Annotated in this window: 19 protein-coding genes and 1 pseudogene; 14 read left to right on the top strand and 6 right to left on the bottom strand. The window is 60.9% G+C overall.

The window, feature by feature from the left end; translation table 11 throughout:
- Positions 1–9 precede the first annotated feature (9 nt).
- The 5 genes from AB4O01_RS02650 to argE all read left to right on the top strand — a co-directional run bounded on the left by AB4O01_RS02650 (position 10) and on the right by argE (position 5,268).
- Positions 10–1,344, top strand: coding sequence for a TolC family outer membrane protein (locus AB4O01_RS02650; protein WP_460092201.1), 1,335 nt, complete (start codon positions 10–12; stop codon positions 1,342–1,344).
- 187 nt (positions 1,345–1,531) lie between these two features.
- On the top strand, positions 1,532–2,851 hold the full coding sequence (locus AB4O01_RS02645; protein ID WP_427119385.1) for a flavin-containing monooxygenase: 1,320 nt from the start codon (positions 1,532–1,534) through the stop codon (positions 2,849–2,851).
- Between the two features lie 57 nt (positions 2,852–2,908).
- Positions 2,909–3,325: a RidA family protein gene (locus AB4O01_RS02640; protein ID WP_007910844.1), complete on the top strand. Its 417-nt coding sequence runs from the start codon at positions 2,909–2,911 to the stop codon at positions 3,323–3,325.
- A 120-nt stretch (positions 3,326–3,445) separates the two neighbouring features.
- Entirely contained in the window at positions 3,446–4,123 is a 678-nt protein-coding gene (locus AB4O01_RS02635; RefSeq protein WP_427119383.1) for a DUF1028 domain-containing protein, read from the top strand.
- Positions 4,120–5,268: an acetylornithine deacetylase gene (gene argE, locus AB4O01_RS02630; RefSeq protein WP_460090585.1), complete on the top strand. Its 1,149-nt coding sequence runs from the start codon at positions 4,120–4,122 to the stop codon at positions 5,266–5,268. Before AB4O01_RS02635 ends, argE begins: the two co-directional genes overlap by 4 nt.
- Before the next feature lie 18 nt (positions 5,269–5,286).
- Here argE and AB4O01_RS02625 read toward each other — a convergent pair whose 3' ends face one another.
- Positions 5,287–6,198 carry a LysR family transcriptional regulator gene (locus tag AB4O01_RS02625; protein WP_116255455.1) on the bottom strand — a complete coding sequence of 304 codons (912 nt, stop codon included), beginning with the start codon at positions 6,196–6,198 and terminating at the stop codon, positions 5,287–5,289.
- A 235-nt stretch (positions 6,199–6,433) separates the two neighbouring features.
- On the opposite strand from AB4O01_RS02625, the gene AB4O01_RS02620 reads away from it, so the two are divergent.
- Together AB4O01_RS02620 and AB4O01_RS02615 are read left to right on the top strand one after the other, a co-directional pair.
- The gene (locus AB4O01_RS02620) at positions 6,434–7,849 is read left to right on the top strand and encodes a purine-cytosine permease family protein (RefSeq protein ID WP_134173764.1); all 1,416 of its coding nucleotides are present in this window, start codon (positions 6,434–6,436) and stop codon (positions 7,847–7,849) included.
- A gap of 100 nt (positions 7,850–7,949) precedes the next feature.
- The gene (locus tag AB4O01_RS02615) at positions 7,950–8,573 is read left to right on the top strand and encodes a glutathione S-transferase (RefSeq protein WP_460090583.1); all 624 of its coding nucleotides are present in this window, start codon (positions 7,950–7,952) and stop codon (positions 8,571–8,573) included.
- 6 nt (positions 8,574–8,579) lie between these two features.
- Here the strand turns inward: AB4O01_RS02615 and AB4O01_RS02610 are convergent, their stop codons facing one another.
- Positions 8,580–9,077 (bottom strand): winged helix-turn-helix transcriptional regulator, encoded by a 498-nt coding sequence (locus AB4O01_RS02610; protein ID WP_460090582.1) that lies wholly within the window; start codon positions 9,075–9,077, stop codon positions 8,580–8,582.
- Between the two features lie 98 nt (positions 9,078–9,175).
- On the opposite strand from AB4O01_RS02610, the gene AB4O01_RS02605 reads away from it, so the two are divergent.
- Together AB4O01_RS02605 and AB4O01_RS02600 are read left to right on the top strand one after the other, a co-directional pair.
- Positions 9,176–9,814: a cysteine hydrolase family protein gene (locus AB4O01_RS02605; RefSeq protein WP_093437504.1), complete on the top strand. Its 639-nt coding sequence runs from the start codon at positions 9,176–9,178 to the stop codon at positions 9,812–9,814.
- Positions 9,811–11,376 (top strand): aldehyde dehydrogenase (NADP(+)), encoded by a 1,566-nt coding sequence (locus AB4O01_RS02600; RefSeq protein WP_460090580.1) that lies wholly within the window; start codon positions 9,811–9,813, stop codon positions 11,374–11,376. Before AB4O01_RS02605 ends, AB4O01_RS02600 begins: the two co-directional genes overlap by 4 nt.
- Before the next feature lie 27 nt (positions 11,377–11,403).
- On the opposite strand, the gene ptrR is transcribed toward AB4O01_RS02600, so the two are convergent.
- Positions 11,404–12,282 (bottom strand): putrescine utilization regulator PtrR, encoded by an 879-nt coding sequence (gene ptrR, locus AB4O01_RS02595; RefSeq protein WP_116255474.1) that lies wholly within the window; start codon positions 12,280–12,282, stop codon positions 11,404–11,406.
- Between the two features lie 103 nt (positions 12,283–12,385).
- On the opposite strand from ptrR, the gene AB4O01_RS02590 reads away from it, so the two are divergent.
- Entirely contained in the window at positions 12,386–13,777 is a 1,392-nt protein-coding gene (locus AB4O01_RS02590) for an aldehyde dehydrogenase family protein (RefSeq protein WP_320337052.1), read from the top strand.
- Between the two features lie 516 nt (positions 13,778–14,293).
- Here the strand turns inward: AB4O01_RS02590 and AB4O01_RS02585 are convergent.
- Positions 14,294–14,491, bottom strand: coding sequence for a hypothetical protein (locus tag AB4O01_RS02585; protein ID WP_460090578.1), 198 nt, complete (start codon positions 14,489–14,491; stop codon positions 14,294–14,296).
- A gap of 58 nt (positions 14,492–14,549) precedes the next feature.
- Between AB4O01_RS02585 and AB4O01_RS02580 the strand changes: the two are divergent.
- Positions 14,550–14,660, top strand: a pseudogene (locus AB4O01_RS02580) (LysR family transcriptional regulator); the annotation flags it as partial.
- Between the two features lie 4 nt (positions 14,661–14,664).
- Here the strand turns inward: AB4O01_RS02580 and AB4O01_RS02575 are convergent.
- Positions 14,665–15,831: a DUF1624 domain-containing protein gene (locus tag AB4O01_RS02575; protein ID WP_460090577.1), complete on the bottom strand. Its 1,167-nt coding sequence runs from the start codon at positions 15,829–15,831 to the stop codon at positions 14,665–14,667.
- 218 nt (positions 15,832–16,049) lie between these two features.
- Here AB4O01_RS02575 and AB4O01_RS02570 point away from each other — a divergent pair, with 218 nt between their 5' ends.
- Complete coding sequence (locus AB4O01_RS02570) at positions 16,050–16,646, top strand: paraquat-inducible protein A (protein ID WP_093437478.1); 597 nt, start codon at positions 16,050–16,052, stop codon at positions 16,644–16,646.
- Positions 16,643–17,332: a paraquat-inducible protein A gene (locus tag AB4O01_RS02565; RefSeq protein ID WP_186623606.1), complete on the top strand. Its 690-nt coding sequence runs from the start codon at positions 16,643–16,645 to the stop codon at positions 17,330–17,332. The genes AB4O01_RS02570 and AB4O01_RS02565 overlap by 4 nt, the downstream gene beginning before the upstream one ends.
- On the opposite strand, the gene ydiJ is transcribed toward AB4O01_RS02565, so the two are convergent.
- A complete protein-coding gene (gene ydiJ / locus AB4O01_RS02560) occupies positions 17,265–20,291 on the bottom strand; it encodes a D-2-hydroxyglutarate dehydrogenase YdiJ (protein WP_460090575.1) in 3,027 nt (1,008 codons plus the stop codon). The two genes, AB4O01_RS02565 and ydiJ, sit on opposite strands and share 68 nt — an antisense overlap.
- A 157-nt stretch (positions 20,292–20,448) precedes the next feature.
- On the opposite strand from ydiJ, the gene AB4O01_RS02555 reads away from it, so the two are divergent.
- Positions 20,449–21,333 carry a LysR substrate-binding domain-containing protein gene (locus tag AB4O01_RS02555; protein ID WP_093437464.1) on the top strand — a complete coding sequence of 295 codons (885 nt, stop codon included), beginning with the start codon at positions 20,449–20,451 and terminating at the stop codon, positions 21,331–21,333.
- Positions 21,334–21,385 lie beyond the last annotated feature (52 nt).

Here is a 21,385-nt window from a genome sequence, read left to right as displayed (position 1 = left end):
GTGAATGGCATGCGGCGGGTGATCGCGATGGCCACGCTACTGGGGCTGGCGCAATCAGCTGCAGCGCTGGACCTGCGCGAATCCTGGAACCTGATGCAGTTCCAGGGTCCGACCTTCCTGTCTGCCGGGCACGAGCGAGATGCCGCGTTGGAAAACCGCGCCATTGGCAAATCCGGCCTGCTGCCGAAAATAGGCATCACCGCGTTCGACAACCACATCAACGGCACGCAGCAACAGCCGGATTTCTACGGTAACAACCACACCAACGACCTCAACTACGCCTCACGCGGCGCCACCCTGCAACTGCGCCAGCCGTTGTTCAACAAGCAGAAAATGGCCGAGTATCACCAGGGCCAGTATCAGGCCGAGTACGGCAACGCGGTATACGACGGCAAGGCCCAGGATTCGGCGGTGCGCCTGGCCGGGCGCTACTTCGACGTGCTTCTGGCCCATGAAACCGTCAAGCTGGCAACGGCCAAACTCAACGCACTCAATGAACAGGTGGCGTCAACTCAGCGCCGTCGGGAACTAGGCGATGGCACCATCACCGATGTCGACGAGGCCGTGGCCAGACGCGATCTCGCTCAGGCTGAACAGATTGAGGCGCAAGACAGCCTTGTCGTCGCCAGACGCCAGTTGCAGGAGTTCGTCGGTGAGGCTCCTGAGCAGATCGCGACGTTGCAGGAGAGCTTTCCCACGCCACCGTTGCAGCCCGACAATCTTCAGGAATGGATCATTCGCGCAGGCACCGACAATCCTTCGGTTCGCGCCCGCCGCCTGAATGTAAACACCGCCGATGAAGAGGTGGCCAAAGCCAAGGCGGGCCACTGGCCTACCCTTGATCTGGTACTGGGCTACACCGCCGCCGACAGCGAAACCCTGTCTACCCAGAATCAACGCAACCGTTACACCTCGGCCGGCGTGGAGCTGAACATTCCGCTGTACAGCGGTGGTTATGTGAGTGCCCGGGCCCGGCAAAGTGTGGCCACGCGCGACCAGGCTGAAGAGGATCTGAATGCCACCCGCGAAGAGATCATCTCGGGTACGACCCGAGAGTTTCGTGCCGTACAAAGTGGTGAAGCGCGAATCCATGCCCTGGAAAAAGCCGTCAGCTCCAGCGAGCGCTCGCTTTTGTCATCAAAGAAAGGGTTCCAGGCCGGCAGCAGCACCAACATCGACATCCTCAACGCACAGGAACAGATCTTCAACGCACGCCGGGACCTGTTCGAAGCCAAACTTCGCTATCTGCTGGCCAGGCTGCGTCTTGCCGCCGACGTCGGCGCGCTGGGCGACGACGATATCGCCGACGCCAATGCCTATCTGGGTCCACGTTTGACGTTCTGAGCCACCCCGACTGACCCTACAGCCCTTGATATACGCGGACTTTGAGTTTCTGCATCAGAATTTTATCTTCACATCCCAGCTTAATAATATTTTACCGATATCCCCCTCCTCCCTAGTCTGACCTCAAGCCAAACGGACAAGCCAACAGCGGCCCGAATCCCACTGCCTTGCTAGGAAGGATGTAGAAATGACCCCTGAGATAATAAAAACAGACACGCTGATCGTGGGTGCCGGCCAGGCAGGCGTCGCCATGAGCGAGCACCTGAGCAAACTCGGTGTGCCGCACCTGGTGCTGGAGCGCAATCGCATTGCCGAACGCTGGCGCAGCGGGCGCTGGGACTCGCTGGTGGCCAACGGCCCGGCGTGGCACGACCGCTTTCCCGGCCTGGAATTCGATGACGTCGATCCCGACGGTTTCGCCCCGAAAGAACGTGTAGCTGACTACTTCGAAGCCTACGCAAAGAAATTCAATGCACCGGTCCGTACCGGTGTGGAAGTGAAAAGCGTGGTACGCAATGTCGGCCGCCCGGGTTTCACTGTCGAGACCTCCGAAGGCGTGATCGAAGCCAGCCGCGTAGTCGCCGCGACCGGACCATTTCAGAAACCGGTGATCCCGGCGATTGCCCCGCAAGACCAACGTCTGTTGCAGATCCACTCCGCTGACTATCGCAACCCGCAGCAACTGCCGGCAGGCGCAGTGCTGGTGGTCGGTGCCGGTTCTTCCGGCGTGCAGATCGCCGATGAGCTGCAACGTTCCGGCAAACAGGTTTACCTGTCGGTCGGCGCCCATGACCGCCCGCCTCGCGCTTATCGCAACCGCGATTTCTGCTGGTGGCTGGGCGTGCTCGGCGAGTGGGACCAAGCGGCGATGAAACCCGGTCGTGAGCACGTGACCATCGCAGTCAGCGGCGCCCATGGCGGTCGCACCATCGATTTCCGTGGTCTGGCCCATCGCGGCATGACCCTGGTCGGCGTCACCGAATCGTTCAATAACGGCGTGGTGACGTTCAAGCAGGACCTGGTCGGCAACCTCACTCGCGGCGACGAGAATTATCTGGCGTTGCTCGATGCCGCCGACGCCTACATCGAGCGCAACGGCCTCGATCTGCCGGAAGAACCAGAAGCGCGCGAAACCTATCCCGACCCCGAGTGCGTGAAAAATCCGCTAGCCGATCTGGATCTGGCCAAGGCTGGCGTCACCGCGATCATCTGGGCCACCGGATTTGCCGTGGATTACTCGTGGTTGCAGGTCGCAGCGTTCGATGACAAGGGCAAGCCTGTGCATCAGCGCGGCGTGTCGAGTGAGCCGGGGGTGTATTTCCTCGGTCTGCCGTGGCAGTCGCGCCGTGGCTCGTCATTTATCTGGGGCGTTTGGCACGACGCCAAACATGTCGCCGACCACATCGCCACCCAGCGCAAGTACCTCGACTACCGCGATGCCGAACAACGCGAGGCCGAGTTGCACCAGAACAGCCACAGCAAAGCCGCCGACACCGTCGACGCTTGACAGCCCTTTACGCCCCGGCGCCGATTGCGCCGGGCATACCTTCTTCAGGAGCTTTCCATGAGCCAGCCCACCCACACTCGCATTCGCATGTTCAACACCAAGGACACCTACCCGAACCAGACGCTGGACAATGACCTGTGCCAGGCCGTGCGCGCCGGCAACACGGTGTATGTGCGCGGCCAGGTCGGCACGGATTTCGACGGCAATCTGGTCGGCCTTGGAGATCCTCGCGCGCAGGCTGAACAGGCCATGCGCAACGTCAAGCAATTGCTCGAAGAGGCTGGCAGCGACATGAGCCATATCGTCAAAACCACCACTTACCTGATCGATCCGCGTTATCGCGAGGCGGTGTATGGCGAAGTCGGCAAGTGGCTCAAGGGTGTGTTCCCAATTTCAACTGGGTTGGTGGTGTCGGCACTGGGGCAGCCGCAGTGGTTGATGGAGATTGATGTGATTGCGGTGATTCCTGAGTAAGGCATCACACCGAGTCGCGGCCTTCGCGAGCAAGCTCGCTCCCACAATGGAATGCAAATCAAATGTGGGAGCGAGCCTGCTCGCGAAGAGGCCAGTCCAGACACACAAGGAGTTCAATAGATGACCTTTTCAATCGCAGCCCGCTGCGCCGAAACCGGCCAGTTCGGTGTCGCCATCAGTTCCTCCAGCATCGCCGTCGGCGCCCGTTGCCCGTGGCTGCTGCCGGGTGTTGGCGCGGTGTCGAGCCAGAACATCACCCTGCCGTCTCTCGGCCCGGAAGTCCTTGCGCTGATGGAGCAAGGTCTAGCGCCGGACGATGCGCTGGACAAAGTCCTCACGCGCAACGGCTACAGCCAGTACCGCCAGATCACTGCGATCAACCATCTCGGCCAGACCGCGTATTTCAGCGGTGCGCAAACCCTCGGCGTGCACAATGCCGTCACCGGCGAACAATGCGTCGCCGCTGGCAACATGCTCGCCGGGCGTTCGGTGATCGAAGCCATGGTCAGCGCCTTCGAGGATGGCGAAGGGCAACTCGCTGATCGTCTGCTCAAGGCCCTGCACGCCGCGCAAGCCCTCGGTGGTGAAGCCGGCCCGGTGCATTCGGCCGCTGTCGTGGTGGTCGGTGAACAGACCTGGCCGATCGTCAATCTGCGCGTGGATTGGGTTGATGAAGACCCGATCGGCGAGTTGCAAAAACTCTGGAACGCTTACGAGCCGCAGCTTCAGGACTATATCGACCGCGCCCTCGATCCGGCCAAGGCACCGGGTTATGGCGTGGCCGGTGATGACCGATGAACAGCGTGGAGTTGCTCAAGGCGTTGGTGGGGTTCGACACCACCAGCCGTGAATCCAACTTGCAACTGATCGAATTCGCCCGCGATTACCTCGAAGGTTTCGACGTGTCGTGCGCGCTGATCTACAACGATGAGCGCAGCAAAGCCAACCTGTTCGCCACGATCGGCCCGGTGGATCAACCGGGCATTGTGCTGTCCGGGCACACCGATGTGGTGCCGGTCGATGGCCAGCCGTGGACGCTGCCGCCGTTCGAACTGACCGAGCGCGACGGCAAAGTGTTCGGCCGTGGCACGGCGGACATGAAGGGCTACATCGCCTGTGTGCTCGCACTGGTGCCGTCACTGGTTAAAACGCCGCTGCGCATGCCGGTGCACATTGCTTTGTCCTATGACGAAGAAGTCGGCTGCCTCGGCGTGCGTTCGTTGCTCAAGGTTTTGCAGCAACGCCCAATCAAACCGTTGCTGTGCATCATCGGCGAACCGACCGAACTGAAACCGGTGCTCGGCCACAAGGGCAAACTGGCGATGCGCTGCGATGTGCAGGGCCATCCGTGCCATTCGGCGTACGCGCCGCTCGGGGTCAACGCGATTGAATACGCCGCCGAACTGATCGGCGAACTGGGTCGCCTCGGCCAGCAACTGAAAGCGCCGGAGCATCACGACGCGCGCTTCGACCCGCCCTACAGCACGGTGCAGACCGGTGTGATCAGCGGCGGCAAGGCCTTGAACATCGTGCCGGCCGATTGCCGTTTCGATTTCGAAATCCGCGCCCTGCCCTCGCAGGATCCGGCGCTCGTTGCCGAAGCGCTGCAAGCCTACGCCGAACGCGAAGTGCTGCCACGTATGCGCGCGGTCAGTGCGCAGAGTGATATTCGCTTCAGCGCCTTATCGGCGTATCCGGGGCTGGTCACCGATGCGCAAAGCCAGGCCGCCGAGTTGATCTCTGCGTTCTGCGGTTCAACGGATTTCGGCACCGTGGCCTTCGGCACTGAAGGCGGGTTGTTTGATGCAGTAGGCATTCCCACCGTGGTGTGTGGCCCCGGCAGCATGGATCAGGGTCACAAGCCCGATGAGTTTGTCAGCCTCGATCAGTTGCAGGCGTGCAATGAAATGCTCCAGCGCATGCTGGCGTTTATCAGTCTTTGACAGGCGGCTTGGCGGCACTCACGAGTGCAGTCGGGCCAACTCTTCGCGGCAATGATCGACAAACAACTGCGCCGGTTTGGTCAGTTGCACCCGCCGCAGCCAGGCCGCCGACAATCCCGAACCGGTGACGTTTTCCGCCAGCGGCACGCACACGACTTGCTGGCCGTCGTAGGTGTAGTCGCTGAACGGTTTGGTCACCAGAATCGAAAAGCCGAAACCATTGCCGACCATGCCGCGCACCATCTCTATCGACGGTGAGCTGAAGACAATATTCGGCGTCAGCCCGCGCTCTTCGAAGATGCTCACGAAATAGGTGCGGCTCGGCACCACGTCGAGCAGGATCATCGGTTCCAGCACAAGATCAGCCAGCGAGACCTTTGCCTGTTGCGCAAAGCGGTGGCTGGCCGGCAGCAACGCATAAGGCTGCTGCGGCGGCATCAGCGGCGTGGTTTCGATGGTGCTGTCCAGGTCGTGTTCAAACATCATCGCAACGTCGATGCTGCCGGCGGTGAGGGCCTGCACCAACTCTTGTTGTTCGCCATCACGAATGCGGATTTCCACCCCTGGCCAGCGCGCCTTGAACCCGGCGATCAAGCGCGGCAGGTACAGCGGCGCGACGGTTTCGAAACAACCAATATCGATCTGCCCCGCGACCACATCATTGTCAGCCAGCGCGTTCTGCTCGAACTCGTGCGCCACCCGTAGCAACTCCAGTGCCTTGCGATAGAACCGCGAGCCACTCGGCGTCAGCGAAACCCCTTGGGCGTGATGGCGGATGAACAACTGCACACCGAAACTTTCTTCCAGATGCTTAATGGCCGTGGAGACCGACGGTTGCGCGATATAGAGCTTGCGCGAGGCCTCGGCAACGCTGCCGCAGTCGGCGGTGGTGACGAAGTATTTGAGCTGGCGCAGGTTGTAGGCAGCCATGTGAGTCTCCCGAAGAGCGCGAGTGTTCGCCCTGTTTCCCTGGCGCACGATCAAGCTTGAACATACCGGACGCAGGCGCCAGCCGAAGCATATTTTTTTTAAGGTCTGTAGCAACAAACTTACTAATTTATCTATCCCGACGCTTTGCACATGATCACTTCAACAAGAAATGCGCCGCCCGTGCCGGCGCTTGCCGAAGTACGTCCACGTACTCATCCTTGCCTTGGAGTTCGTCATGGCTACCCCAACAGCATCCTCCGCTCCGCTGATTGAAAAACACACGATAGGATACGTGCCCCCCGAAGATCGCCACGGAAAGGTCAGGGATCTGTTCACGCTCTGGTTCGGCGGCAATATCGCGCCGTTGCCCATCGTCACCGGTGCACTGGGCGTGCAGTTGTTTCACTTGAATCTGCTCTGGGGCATCGTCGCGATTCTCGTCGGCCATCTGGTCGGTGGCGTGCTGATGGCGCTGCACTCGGCGCAAGGCCCGCAGATGGGCATTCCACAGATGATCCAGAGCCGCGCGCAGTTCGGCTCCCTCGGCGCGCTGTTGGTGGTGTTGATTGCCGGCGTCATGTACATCGGCTTTTTCGCCTCCAACATCGTGCTGGCCGGCAAGTCGCTGCATGGCGTGGTCGACAGCGTTCCGGTGCCGGTCGGCATCGTCATCGGCGCAGTCGGTTCGGGGATCATCGGCATCATCGGCTACCGCTTTATCCACGTGCTCAACCGCATCGGCACGTGGGTGTTGGGGATCGGCATCGTTGTCGGTTTCGGCTACATCTTTACCCACATTCAAACCGATGATTTCCTCACTCGCGGCAGCTTCAACCTGTCCGGCTGGCTGGCCACTGTGTCGTTGGCGGCGTTGTGGCAGATCGCGTTTGCGCCCTACGTGTCCGATTATTCGCGTTACTTGCCGGCCGACGTCAAAGTCTCGTCGACGTTCTGGACCACGTATCTGGGTTCAGCGCTGGGCTCGAGTCTGGCGTTCATCTTCGGTGCCGTCGCAGTGCTGGCGACACCGGTGGGGATGGACACCATGGACGCGGTGAAGCTCGCCACCGGTTCCATTGGCCCGCTGATGCTGGTGCTGTTTCTGCTCAGCGTGATCAGCCACAACGCCCTCAACCTCTACGGCGCGGTGCTGTCGTTGATCACTCTGGTGCAAACCTTCGCCTACCGCTGGATCCCCACCGCCAAGAGCCGCGCGGTGATCTCGATCATCGTGTTGCTGGCCTGCTGCTTCGCCGCCGTCGGCGCCTCGAAGGACTTCATCGGCCACTTCGTCGACATGGTGCTGGTGTTGTTGGTGGTGCTGGTGCCGTGGACGGCGATCAACCTGATCGACTTCTACGCGATCCACAAAGGTCAGTACGACATCCAGTCGATCTTCCAGGTCGACGGCGGCATCTACGGCCGCTACAACCCGCAAGCGCTACTGGCCTACGCGATCGGCATCGCCGTGCAGATCCCGTTCATGAACACGCCGCTGTACGTAGGCCCGGTGTCGGCGCACATCAACGGCGCGGACCTGTCCTGGCTGGTGGGACTGCTGGTGACCTCGCCGCTGTATTTCTGGCTGGCGAATCGGGACACGTCCTACCGTCGGCGGATGATGGGCGGGAAACTGGCGAGCAGTCTGTGATTTTGACCTGATGAACAACCAAGGCACGCCCAGTGCGGGCCTTGTCTATTGCGGTGTGGTATTACTTCAGGCCTGACGATTATTGGGTAAGGGAAATCCAATGCTGCGAATACTGGGTAAAGCCTCATCGATCAACGTGCGCAAAGTCCTGTGGACTTGCGCTGAACTGCAGATTCCCTTCGAGCGTGAAGACTGGGGTTCGGGATTCAGATCGACGCACGATGCGCAGTTTCTCGCGCTCAATCCCTGTGCCATGGTGCCGGTGATTCAGGACGGCGATTTCACGTTGTGGGAATCGAACACGATCATTCGTTATCTGGTGTCGAGCTACAACGGTTCGCAGCTTTATCCCCTTGAGTCGATGGCGCGGGCGCGGATTGATCAATGGATTGACTGGCAGGCTTCGGAGCTGAATCGCTCGTGGTCGTATGCGTTTCTATCGCTGGTGCGTCAGTCGCCGGGGCATCAGGACAGCACGGCATTGGCTGCAGGGATCAAACAATGGTCGAAGAACATGGCCATCCTCGACCGGCAACTGGACAAGACCGGCGCCTACGTCAGCGGCGAACAGTTTTCCCTGGCGGACATTCCCATCGGGCTGTCGGTGAACCGCTGGTTCGAAACCCCACTGGCTCACCCGGATTTTGCCGCAGTGAAAGCCTATTACGAACGTTTGAGCCTGCGCCCAGGCTACTTGCTGCACGGTCGCAACGGCACGCCGTAATCGCGGTTATTTGCTTTTGAACGCCTCACGCCGCGCCAGCCGTTCGGCGGCGTAGGCTTCTTGTGGCTGGCTGATCAGATCTTGCCGACGCAACGGTTCGCCGCAGTGCTCGCACAGCGGCCCGAGGCCGGCGCTATGGTTGCAGTTTTTGTGGGTCATGTTCACCGCCAGCCCCTCTTCCGGTGATTTGCACCAGGTCTCTCCCCACGCTCGCAACGCAATGATCACCGGGTAGAACGCCTCACCTTTCGCCGTGAGGTGGTACTCGTAGCGTTTCGGCCGTTCGTTGTACAACCGGCGCTCAACCAGCCCCTCCGCTTCCAGGCATTTCAGACGCGCGGCAACCATCTGCGGCGTACCGCCGGTCTGCGCCTGAATCTCGTCATAGCGATGATTGGCCATGAACAACTCGCGCAAAACCAGCACGGTCCAGCGGTCGCCGACGATCGTCTCGGCCCGGGAAATCGGGCACAGCGTGTCGGGAAGGCTATCGTTTACTGCCATCAGGGCTTGCCTCTTTTACAGTTACTATGATTATCATATCTACACGATGCCGGGACAAGCCCTGTGCACCGATAATCCCATTGCCGGAGCAAGCAGCCATGTCGAATATCCCCTATCCGCTGGACAGAACCGCCTACCTGTTGGTCGATCCGTACAACGATTTTCTCTCGGAGGGTGGCAAGATTTTCCCTTTGATCAAACCCATGGCCGAGCAGAACGGCCTGCTCGACAACCTGCGCAAACTCGACCGCACGGTGCGCGACCTGAACATTCCGGTGGTCATCGTACCCCATCATCGCTGGGAAAAAGGCGACTACGAAACCTGGGACCACCCGACCCCGACCCAATGCAAAATCATGCACATGCATCATTTTGCCCGGGGCGAATGGGGCGGCGAATGGCACCCGGATTTTGCGCCGAAGGACGGCGACATCGTGGTTCAAGAACACTGGGGTTCCAGTGGTTTCGCCAACACCGACCTGGATTTTCGCCTGAAGCAGCAAGGCATCACCCACGTAATCATCGTCGGCCTGCTGGCCAACACCTGCATCGAAGCCACCGCGCGCTATGCCTCGGAACTGGGCTACCACGTCACCCTGGTCCGCGATGCAACAGCGGCCTTCAAAGCGGAAATGATGCACGCCGCCCACGAACTCAACGGCCCGACATTCGCTCACGTGATTGCCAGCACCGACGAACTGATTGCCAACCTCAAATCCCAAGGTGAATCGAAATGAGCCTGACCGGCCATTTGCTGATCGGCGCGGCGGATGTCGCCGCCACCGAAGGCACGATGAAAGCGCTGAACCCGGCCACCGATCAACGGATAGAACCGGACTTCGCTTTCGGCGGTGCGGCACAGGTTGATCAGGCTGCAACACTCGCCGATGCCGCGTTCGACCACTACAGCCACACCTCGCTGGCCGAGCGTGCCGCGTTTCTCGAGAGCATCGCTGACAACCTCGATGAGGTGCGCAGCGAACTGGCGGCACGCGCGGCACTCGAAACCGGGCTGCCCGAAGCTCAGCTTGAGGGCGAAGCTTTGAGAGCCGCGATCCAGTTCCGCCAGTTCGCCGATGTGGTGCGCCGGGGCCGCTTTCTACAACTGGCGATCGACCCGGCACAACCCCAGCGTCAGCCGCGTCCACGGATGGATCATCGCTTGCAAAAAATCGCCATCGGCCCGGTGGCGATTTTCGGCGCGAGCAACTTCCCGATTTCCTACTCGGTGGCGGGTGGCGATACCGCGTCAGCATTGGCGGCCGGCGCTACCGTGATTCTCAAGGCGCACAACGCCCACCCCGGCGCCTCGGAAATCCAGGCGCGAGCCATTCGTAAAGCCGTGCAGGCGCATGGCTTGCCCGAAGGTGTTTTCTCGATGGTGCGTGGTGGCGGCAATGCCATTGGCGAAGCGCTGGTCGATCATCCGTTGATCAAGGCTGTGACCTTCACCGGCTCCGAACCGGGTGGCATGGCGCTCTACCGCCGTGCGCAATTGCGCCCCGAGCCGATCCCGGTGTTCACCGAAATGACCAGCGTCAACCCGACCTTCATCCTGCCCGAGGCGCTGGCGGCTCGCGGCGCCGAAATCGGCGACGGCTTTATCGAGCGCATGCTGGTCAACGTCGGGCAGGCCTGTTTGTGTCCGTCGATCCTGATCGCCATCCGTGGTGCGGGGTTTGAAGAGCTGCGCAACGCCATGCGCAATCGGGTCAGCGCGGCACCGGCGCGGACAATGCTGACGCCGGGCATTCATGGTGCCTACGTCGAGGGTCTGATTGCGATGGAAGGTACCGGCGCGCAGGTGATAGCGGCAGGCACGCCGGCCGATGCCACATTCGCTGGACGCGCTGTGTTGCTGGAAGTCGAGGGCCACCAATTACTCGGCGAACCGGCATTGGCTCATGAGGTGTTTGGTCCATCGGCGCTCCTGGTTGCTGTCAACGATGAAGCCGAGTTGCTGGCCGTCGCCCGCTCGTTCAAAGGTCAGCTCAGCGCGGCGATTCACCTTGAAAGTGTCGATATGGGATTGGCGCGGCGCCTGCTGCCAATTCTTGAACGCCGCACCGGACGCATCGTGGTCAACGCCTTCGCGCATCCACAGGAAGTAACCTTTGCCACGGTGCACGGCGGCCCTTTTCCGGCCACATCGGACAGCCGCTTCACTTCCGTGGGCATGACCTCGATCGAGCGCTTCTTACGGCCCGTGGCTTATCAGGGGTTTCCGGATGAGTTGTTGCCAGAGGTGTTGCGCGAGAGTAATCCGCTGAATCTGCCGCGCAGCATCGACGGGCAATAACGGCAACCCAGTGCGCGGCAGACGCGATCATGCATCTGCACGCACCACCCCGCGCTCTTCCAGCAAACGCACAAACATGCTCAGACTGCGCGATACCGTGCCCCGCCGCCATACCAGCCACGTGGTCAGATAGCGAAAATCCGCCGCCAATGGCCAGACGCTGACGGTCGCGCCGCCGGGCATGCTCTGCAGCATTTTGCGCGGCATCAGCGCCAGCCCGGCGCCTGCACTGACGCAGGCGAGCATGCCGTGATAGGACTCCATTTCGAAGATCTTGCCCGGTACGGCGGCGTCGGTGCTGAACCATTTTTCAAAGTGGTGACGGTAGGAACAGTTGGAACGGAAGGCATAAATATTCTCGCCGTTGACATCCGCCGCGCGCTTGACGGGCGCGTGGTTGAGCGGCGCGATGATGACCATTTCTTCCTCGAATGCCGGCACACCTTCCAGCGTCGGATGCAGCACCGGGCCGTCGACAAACGCTGCAGCCAGACGCCCGGACAGCACGCCGTCGATCATCGTGCCCGAGGGGCCGGTGGACAGGTCGAGATCGACCTTGGGGTGCAATTGATTGTACGCCGCGAGCAATTCGGGAATGCGCACCGCCGCCGTGCTTTCCAGTGAGCCTAGCGGAAACGCGCCCTGCGGTTCCTCTCCCGCCACCGTCGCCCGGGCCTCTTGCACCAGGTCGAGAATTCGCCGCGCGTATTCAAGGAAACTCCACCCGGCCGGGGACAAACGCAAACGGCTTTTCTCACGGATAAACAGATCAACCCCGAGATCCTGCTCAAGTTGCTTGATCCGCGTGGTCAGGTTCGACGGCACGCGATGAATCTGCGTGGCGGCGGCGCTGATGCTGCCGTGCTCGGCAACGGCTTTGAAGATTTCCAGCTGCACCAGATCCACAGTCATTCTCCAATCGTGAAAGAAACGATCTTTATTATTCAGTTTCCAGAAAACAAACACCACCCTACTCTAGGCCCATCCGACGAACATGCAGGACGATGCCATGAGCCAGATTTCCAGCCAGACCCACGCCATCTCGATCAACCCCGCCACCGGCGAGCAGATCGGTCACTACGCGTTTGAGTCCGCCACTGCCCTTGACGCTGCGCTGACCCGCGCCGCCTATGGCTTTGGCAAGTGGAAGCGCAAGCCGCTGCAAGATCGCTCGCGCTTGTTGAGCGCCCTGGCCGGTGCGTTGCGTGAAACCAGCGAAGCCATGGCCACGATGATCACCCAGGAAATGGGCAAGCCGATTGCTCAGGCCCGTGGTGAAATCGAGAAATGCGCCAAGCTCTGCGAGTGGTACGCCGAGAATGGCCCGGCCATGCTTGACGCTGAACCGACCCAGGTTGAAGGCGGCAAGGCGCGCATCGAATACCGTCCGCTCGGCCCGATCCTCGCGGTAATGCCGTGGAACTTCCCGATCTGGCAAGTGCTGCGCGGTGCCGTGCCGGCGCTGATCGCCGGCAACACTTACGTGCTCAAACATGCGCCGAACGTGATGGGCAGCGCCTACCTGTTGCGCGACGCCTTTACCCGCGCCGGTTTCGCTGATGGCGTGTTTGAAGTGATCAACGTCACCCCGGAAGGCGTTTCCACTGCCATCGCCGACTCGCGTATCGCCGCCGTGACCCTGACCGGCAGCGTGCGTGCCGGCATGGCCATCGGCGCTCAGGCCGGTGCCGCGCTGAAGAAATGCGTGCTGGAACTCGGCGGTTCCGATCCGTTTATCGTGCTCAACGACGCCGATCTGGATGAAGCCGTGCAAGCGGCGGTGATCGGTCGCTACCAGAACTCCGGTCAGGTCTGCGCAGCGGCCAAACGATTGATCATCGAAGCAGGCGTGGTTGAAGAATTCACCCGCAAGTTCGTCGAGGCCACGCGCAAGTTGAAGGTCGGTGATCCGCTGTCTGCCGAGACCTACATCGGCCCGATGGCACGTTTCGACCTGCGTGATGAACTCGACCAGCAAGTGCGCGACACCCTTGAAGAAGGCGCAACGCTGTTGCTCGGCGGCGGCAAGTCTGAAGGCCCGGGCAACTACTACGAGCCGACCGTGCTGGCCGATGTCACCGACCGCATGACTTCGTTCAAACAGGAACTGTTCGGCCCGGTCGCGTCGATCATCACCGCCCGTGATTGCGCGCATGCCGTGGCCCTGGCCAACGACAGCGAGTTCGGCCTGACCGCCACGATCTACACCGCCAACGTGGCACTGGCCCAGCAACTGACCAGCGAACTGGACACCGGCGGCGTGTTCATCAACGGCTACTCCGCCAGCGACCCGCGCGTGACGTTTGGTGGTGTGAAGAAGAGCGGTTTCGGACGTGAACTGTCGCACTTCGGCGTGCGCGAGTTCTGCAATGCGCAGACTGTGTGGCTGGATCGCAAATAATCCAGAGACCGGAAACCCCTGTAGCGAGCCTGCTCGCGATGAGGCCGGCCCAGTCAACATCTCCATTGTCTGAATCACCGCTTTCGCGAGCAGGCTCGCTCCCACAGGGATTCGCAGACAGATTGAAAATAGTTGGCTTGGCACAATACAAAGTGGGAGCGAGCTTGCTCGCGAAGAGGCAATCTCAGTCAACACATCCGTTGCTGACTCACCGCTTTCGCGAGCAGGCTCGCTCCCACAGGGATTCGCAGACAGATTGAAAATAGTTGGCTCGGCACAATCCAAAGTGGGAGCGAGCCTGCTCGCGATGAGGCCGGCCCAGTCAACATCTCCATTGTCTGACTCACCGCTTTCGCGAGCAGGCTCGCTCCCACAGGGATTCGCAGACAGATTGAAAATAGTTGGCTCGGCACAATCCAAAGTGGGAGCTAGCCTGCTCGCGATGAGGCCGGCCCAGTCAGCATCTCCATTGTCTGACTCACCGCTTTCGCGAGCAGGTTCGCTCCCACATTGGGTTTATGCAGCAGCCTGTTGTGGCTCGGCGACACTGCGATCCTTGCTCAACAATCCCAGCACCACCGCCGCCGATGCGAGGGTGATCACCGTCAGGATGTGCAGCAGATACTGAAACGCCGCCGCATAACCTTGCACCAAACGTTCATTGGCCAGACCTGGCACGGTGTTGATCGCATGCGCCATATCGCCGGTGGTCACCCGGTGCGCGTTCTCGGCGATCAGCGACGCCTCGGCACCCGCCACCACGTGCACGGCACTGGCAGACTGGTGCCCGTACTATCCGGGTCTGCACTTGTACTACCCGAGCCGCCGTCATGTGCCGGCAGTGCTGAAGGCGTTTATCGACTTCGTGCGCAACCGGCGTTAGGCGTTTACAGATACTTCAACCAGGCAATGTCGCGGCGCCGCGCCTTCAACGCCGAAAACCAACGCACGGCCGGGAACAGTGCAATCGCCAGAATCGCCGCTGCCAGCCAGATCGCCGCCACCGACGAGAAGCCGAAATAGCTGCCCTGATTTAGCCCGAACAGGGCCACGCCGATCAGGTACAACACCTTCAACGCGTACAGGTGCAGCAGATAGAAAAACATCGGCGCCGAACCGAACACAGTCAGCCAGCGAATCCAGCGGCGATCCTGTACACGCTCGAAGGCCAGCAGCAGCAACAGCCCGACGCTCACGGTCAGCGCGATAAACAGCAACGACGGCGGGTACTTGGTGATGTTGAAAAAACTCATCAGGGTTTGCACCGACGTGTCACCCACGGCCCATGGTTTTTCGCCATAGCCGTTGATCAGCCGCAAGCCGACAAAACCCAGCAGCCCGGCGCTACCCGCGATCAGCAGGTGGCACTGACGCAAACCTGCTTCAACGCCACGAGCAAACCACGGCCCGAGCGCATAACCCAGACCGATCACACCGATCCACGGCAGTAACGGATAGGAGGTGCGCAGGCGCAGATTTTCACTGACTTCGATCCAGCCACGATCATGCAAAATCGCCCACGGCACATGCAGCGCCGACTCCACCGGGAAATGTACCGCGTCGAGCAGGTTGTGTCCGGCGATGATCGTCAGGCTCAACGTCAGCAACAGCCAGCGCGGCAGCCACACCAGCAGCGACAGGGCGATCATGCTCAAGCCGATCGCCCAGATCACTTGCAGATAAATCACACTCGGTGGCAGTTGGAAGGTCCACGCGAAGTTCACCAGCGTGAACTCCAGCACCACCAGAAACAGACCGCGTTTGAACAGAAACGCACTGACATCGGCCTTGCCTGCGTACTTTTCGCCGAACAACCACGCCGACAATCCCGTCAGCAGCACGAACACTGGCGCACACAGATGCGCCAGCGTGCGACTGAAAAACAACGCCGGTTCAGTGCTGGCAATGTCCATCGGGTCGGCGACCTGGCGGTGCAGCAAAAAAGTTTCGCGCACGTGGTCCAGCAGCATGAACAGAATGACCAGGCCTCTGAGGGCGTCAATGGACAGCAGCCGGCCAGTGGGCGAGGCAGAATGGGGGAGCGCAATTGTCATGAGCGTTTCGCAATCGAAGGGTTAACAGCGGGCGCCGACAAGGACGGCCCTGAAAATTTTGCGTTACCTTATAACACTAAAAAGCAAAATCCAAAGCCCAATCGATAGCAATTCTCAGAAAACCGCAGCCGATCACACCGTCCAGGTTGCCCAATAGCCTCAGGCTTCTATAGTGATCAGGTCCCCCTGCCCTTGCGGCCTGTTGTCGAGCGTTGTCCATGGTCAACACCGAACACCTGATCATTTGCGAGCACTGCGACTGCGTGTACGAAAAAGCCGTGCTGGCCAAACACCAGAAAACCTCGTGCGTGCGTTGTGGCGGCGTGCTCCAGCGCTTCAACGGTTTGACCGTCGAACAGCGCCTGGCCCTGACCTTCACGGCGGCGATGCTGTGGCTGTTTGCCAATTTCTATCCGGTGATGAGCATCAGCCTCAAAGGCCTGAAAAACAGTGCGACGCTGTGGGATTCTGTGCTGGCGCTGAGTCAGGGGCCGATCACCTTCATAGCGATGGTCGCGGCAATTTCGATCATTATTGCCCCGGCATTTCAACTGGTCCTGCTGACCTGGGTGCTTAGCTTCGCGCTGTCATCGCGACGCGCACCGGGGTTCAAGTTGTGCATGCGCTGGCTGGAAACCCTGCGGCCGTGGAGCATGCTCGAAGTGTGCCTGCTGGGGGCGATGGTCGCGGTGTTCAAACTGGCGGGATTGCTCGACGTGTTGCCCGGCATCGGCCTGTTCGCATTGGCCGTGCTGAGTTTGATGATGATCAGGATTGCCGGCCGCGATATCCGCGACCTATGGGATATTCCATGAACCGACCCGCGACTGCCAGCGAACTCAACCTGTGCCTGTGCCACAGCTGTGGCCTGGCCTGCGACATGACCGACGAGCCACATGAATGCCCCCGTTGCGACGCGCCGCTGCATCGACGCAAGACCAATTCACTGGCGCGCACCTGGGCCTATATGCTCGCGGCGCTGGCGTTTTACGTGCCGGCCAATCTGCTGCCGGTGATGAACACCACCATGCTTGGCAGCGGGTCTGACAGCACGATCATGAGCGGCGTGCTGGAGTTCTGGCAGCATGGCGCGTGGGACATCGCACTGATCATCTTTATTGCCAGTATCGCCGTGCCGGGCGTCAAGTTCGTCGCCCTGTCGCTGTTGTTGATCACGGTGCAACGCGACAGTGGCTGGGCACGCCGAGAGCGCTCGAAAATGTTCCGCTTCGTCGAGCTGATCGGCTACTGGTCAATGCTTGATGTACTGGTGGTCGCACTGGTCGCAGCGTTGGTGAAGTTCCAGACACTGGGCGATATCGAACCGCGACCGGGCATCCTGTTCTTCGGCATGGTCGTGGTGCTGACCATGCTCTCGGCAATGAGCTTCGACCCTCGGCTGATCTGGGACAACGCTCCGGACGATGAACCACTCAGCGACGCAGAGCCGTCAGCAACACCTGCAACGGATGGCGCAGTGCCTGATCCGACTGGCGCTTGACCTGACTGCGGCAGGAATACCCCGTGGCCAACGCTTCACCCTGCTCTGCCGGCGCCGCCACCTGACGGGCCCACGACTGCTCGTAGATCACCGCTGAGGTTTCGCGGTTGCGCGCTTCGTGGCCGTAGGTCCCGGACATGCCGCAGCAACCGGTGGCTTGCGTGGCCAGTTTTAACCCTGCGCGCTCGAACACCTGTTCCCACTGCCGAGTCGCGGCCGGGGCGTTGGTTTTCTCGGTGCAATGGGCGAGCAGTCGGAACGAGGCGGTTTTATCCTGCGCCGCCTGCTCTGGCATGACCTTGAGCAACCATTCCTGCACCAGCGCCACCTCCGGGCATTGCTGCATGCCGGGGACTTTCAGGTATTCCTGGCGATACACCAGCGTCATCGCCGGATCGAGGCCCAGCAACGGCACACCGATGTCCGCCAATTCGCGCAACTGCCGGGCATTGCGCAGCGCCGCGCGGTTGAACGCCGAGAGGAAGCCCTGCACGTGCAGCGGTTTGCCGTTGGCGCTGAACGGCGCCAGATACACCTGATAACCCAGACGCGAAATCAGCTCGACCAGATCGGCCAACAGCGGCGCTTCGAAGTAGCGCGTGAAGGCATCCTGCACGATGACCACACTGCGTTCGCGTTGCGCTGGAGTCAGCGCCGCCAAGGTCGACACCGTCGCTGGCTGCACTTGCCAACGGCGCATCGCCGCGTGGAAATCGAAGCGACTGAGCAACGGCACATCGATCATGCCGCCGACGCGTTCCAGCAGCCCGCGAACCCATGCAGCGCCCATCAACCCGTTATACAGCGCCGGAATCCGCGCCATGTACGGGATGCTGTATTCCAGCGAGGCGATCAGGTAATCCCGCGCCGGGCGCAGATAACGGCTGTGATACAGCTCGAGAAAGCGCGAACGAAACTCCGGCACGTTGACCTTGACCGGGCACTGTCCCGCGCAGGATTTGCACGCCAGGCAACCGGCCATGGCGTCGTAGACTTCGTGGGAGAAGTCTTCGGCCTGCGCACGACTGTTGCGCCAGCGCTGCCACAACGTGCTGAAAAACGCCGGCTTGCGAATCGCCTCGGACAACACATCGACACCCGCCTCGCCCTGCAAACGCAGCCACTCGCGGATCAACGAGGCACGGCCCTTGGGCGACTGAGCGCGCTCGCGGGTGGCTTTCCACGACGGGCACATGGCGTCGTCGGGGTCAAAGTTGTAGCAGGCGCCGTTGCCATTGCAGTGCATGGCCGCGCCGTAGCTCTGCCAGACCTTTTCGTCGATCTGTCGATCGAGTTCACCGCGCAAAGTGACTTCGTCGATTTTCAGCAGCGCTGCGCCAGTGTTGGCCGGGGTGGCGATTTTGCCGGGGTTGAACTGATTGAACGGGTCGAACGCGGCTTTCAAGGCTTGCAGCGCCGGGTACAGTTCACCGAAGAAGGCCGGCGCATATTCCGAGCGCAAGCCTTTGCCGTGCTCGCCCCACAGAAGGCCACCGTAACGCTGGGTCAGCGCGGCGACACCATCGGACACCGGACGCACCAGCGCCGCTTGCTGCGGATCTTTCATGTCGAGGATCGGCCGCACGTGCAGCACGCCTGCATCGACGTGACCGAACATGCCGTATTGCAAACCGTGGCTGTCGAGCAGGTCGCGCAATTCAGCGATGTACTCGGCCAAGTGCTGCGGCGGTACCGCGGTGTCTTCCACAAACGGCTGCGGCCGCGCTTCACCGGCAACGTTGCCGAGCAGGCCTACCGCGCGTTTGCGCATGCCGTAGACCTTGTTTACCGCAGCGTGCCCGACCGCCAGCGTGTGGCCCAAACGCTCGACTGTGCGGTCGCTGCTCAAGTGCTCGACGAACGCCTCGACCCGACCTCGCAGCTCTTCAGGATCGTCGCCGCAGAACTCCACCAGGTTGATGCCCAGGGTCGGCCGCTCGGCGCTTTCCGGGAAATACTCGGCGACGCCGTGCCAGACGATGTCCTGCATCGCCAGCAGCAAGACTTTCGAGTCAACGGTTTCGATCGACAAGGGTTTGAGCGCCATCAAGGCGCGGGCGTCGCGCAGTGCGTCCATGAACCCGGCGTAGCGGATGTTCACCAGCATCGTGTGTTTGGGAATCGGCAGTACGTTCAGCCGCGCTTCGACGACAAATCCCAGCGAGCCTTCGGCACCGCACAGCACGCTGTTGAGGTTGAAGCGATTGTCCGCCTCACGCAGGTGTGCGAGGTCATAACCGGTCAGGCAACGGTTGAGATCGGGGAAACGCTGTTTGATCAGCTCGCCCTGCTCATCAATGATCTGCCGGGCGCAACGGTAGACTTCACCGACGCGATCTTCGCGGGCGCACAGGGCTTCGAGTTCGCTTTCCGCAAGAGGCTGCCCGTGCAGGCGCTCACCGCCGCGCAAGATCATGTCGAGTTCGAGCACATGGTCGCGGGTCTTGCCATAGGTGCAACTGCCCTGACCACTGGCATCGGTGTTGATCATGCCGCCGACGGTGGCGCGGTTGGAGGTCGACAATTCCGGGGCGAAAAACAGCCCGGTGGATTTCAGCGCGGCGTTGAGCTGATCCTTGACCACTCCGGCCTGCACCCGCACCCAGCGCTCTTCAACGTTGATCTCCAGAATGCGGTTCATGTGCCGCGACAGGTCGACGACGATGCCGTCCGTCAGCGATTGGCCGTTGGTGCCGGTGCCGCCACCGCGCGGGGTGATCACCACTTGTTGATAGGCCGGTTCGGCGATCAGCCGCGCCACCCGCGCCACGTCATCAGCGTCCAGCGGAAACACCGCCGCTTGCGGCAGGCGCTGATAGATCGAGTTGTCGGTCGCCAGCACGACACGGCTGGCGTAATCGGCGCTGATTTCACCGCGAAAGCCGCTGGCTTTCAGGGCTTTGAGGAACTGCTGGTAATCGCTGGTCAGGGCTTTGGCGGGGGACAGCTGGGCAATCATCGGTCAGGTTATCTCGGTCAAATCGGGCCGCGTGGCGGTGAACAGTTGTACGCAACGAATGATTGCGTCAGGCTCCGCCATCTCATGGTGTCCATGTTCATTGCTGGCGAACGCCGGGACAACCGTAAATTCGACCCGCTATTGATGACTTTTACGAATGAATCCGCGCACGCTCACGCCTTCCATGTCGTTATTGCTGGCTTTCGAGGCCGCCGCACGCCACGAAAGCTACACCCGCGCTGCTCATGAACTGTCGCTGACGCAGAGTGCGGTCAGCCGTCAGGTGCAGATTCTCGAGAAAATGCTCGGCATGCGCCTGTTCACGCGCGAAGGCCGGCAAGTGGTGCTGACCGATGTCGGACGCATGTATCAGCGCGAACTTGCTGAAGCGCTTGGGCAGATTCGCAGCGCGACGTTGCAGGCCATGGCGTTTGGTTCGGGCATTCACAGCTTGCGCCTGGCAACGCTGCCGACTTTCGGTTCGAAGTGGCTATTGCCGCGACTCAAGGATTTCTACACCGCGCACCCGGGTATGACCGTGCATTTGCATTCGCGGATCGAAGCGATTGATTTCGATACCAGCGAAATCGATGCGGCAATCTGTGTCGGCGGTGGTGACTGGCCGGGGCTGACCGCCCTGCCCCTGCACACGGAAGAATTGGTGGTGATTGCCAGTGCGCAGCTGTCCGACGCCGAACGCGACGACGCCGAACAACACATCGCCGGGCAACTGCTGCTCAATGTCAGCAGCAATGCCCAGGCGTGGGCGGAGTGGTTCAGCCATCAAGGTCTGCCGCACCGCAGCATGCGTATCGGGCCGAGCTTTGAAATGACTTCGCACTTGATTCAGGCAGTGCGGGCCAATATTGGTGTGGGGTTGGTGCCGCGAATTCTGGTTGAGGATGAGTTGTTGAAGGGTGAGCTGCTGCAGCTGGGTGAGGCGATTACCAGTCGCCGCAGCTATTACCTGGTGTATCCGCCACGAAATGAGAATTTGCCGTCGCTGAAAGCGTTTCGGGATTGGCTGGTGCATACACTCTGAAGGAATGAGTCGCCCCCTTCGCGAGCAAGCTCGCTCCCACAAAGGATTTGTG

The organism is Pseudomonas sp. S2_E02 (genome assembly GCF_054668355.1).
The sequence above is the reverse complement of the archived record's forward strand: the minus strand, read 5'-3'. Positions and strand labels throughout refer to the sequence as shown.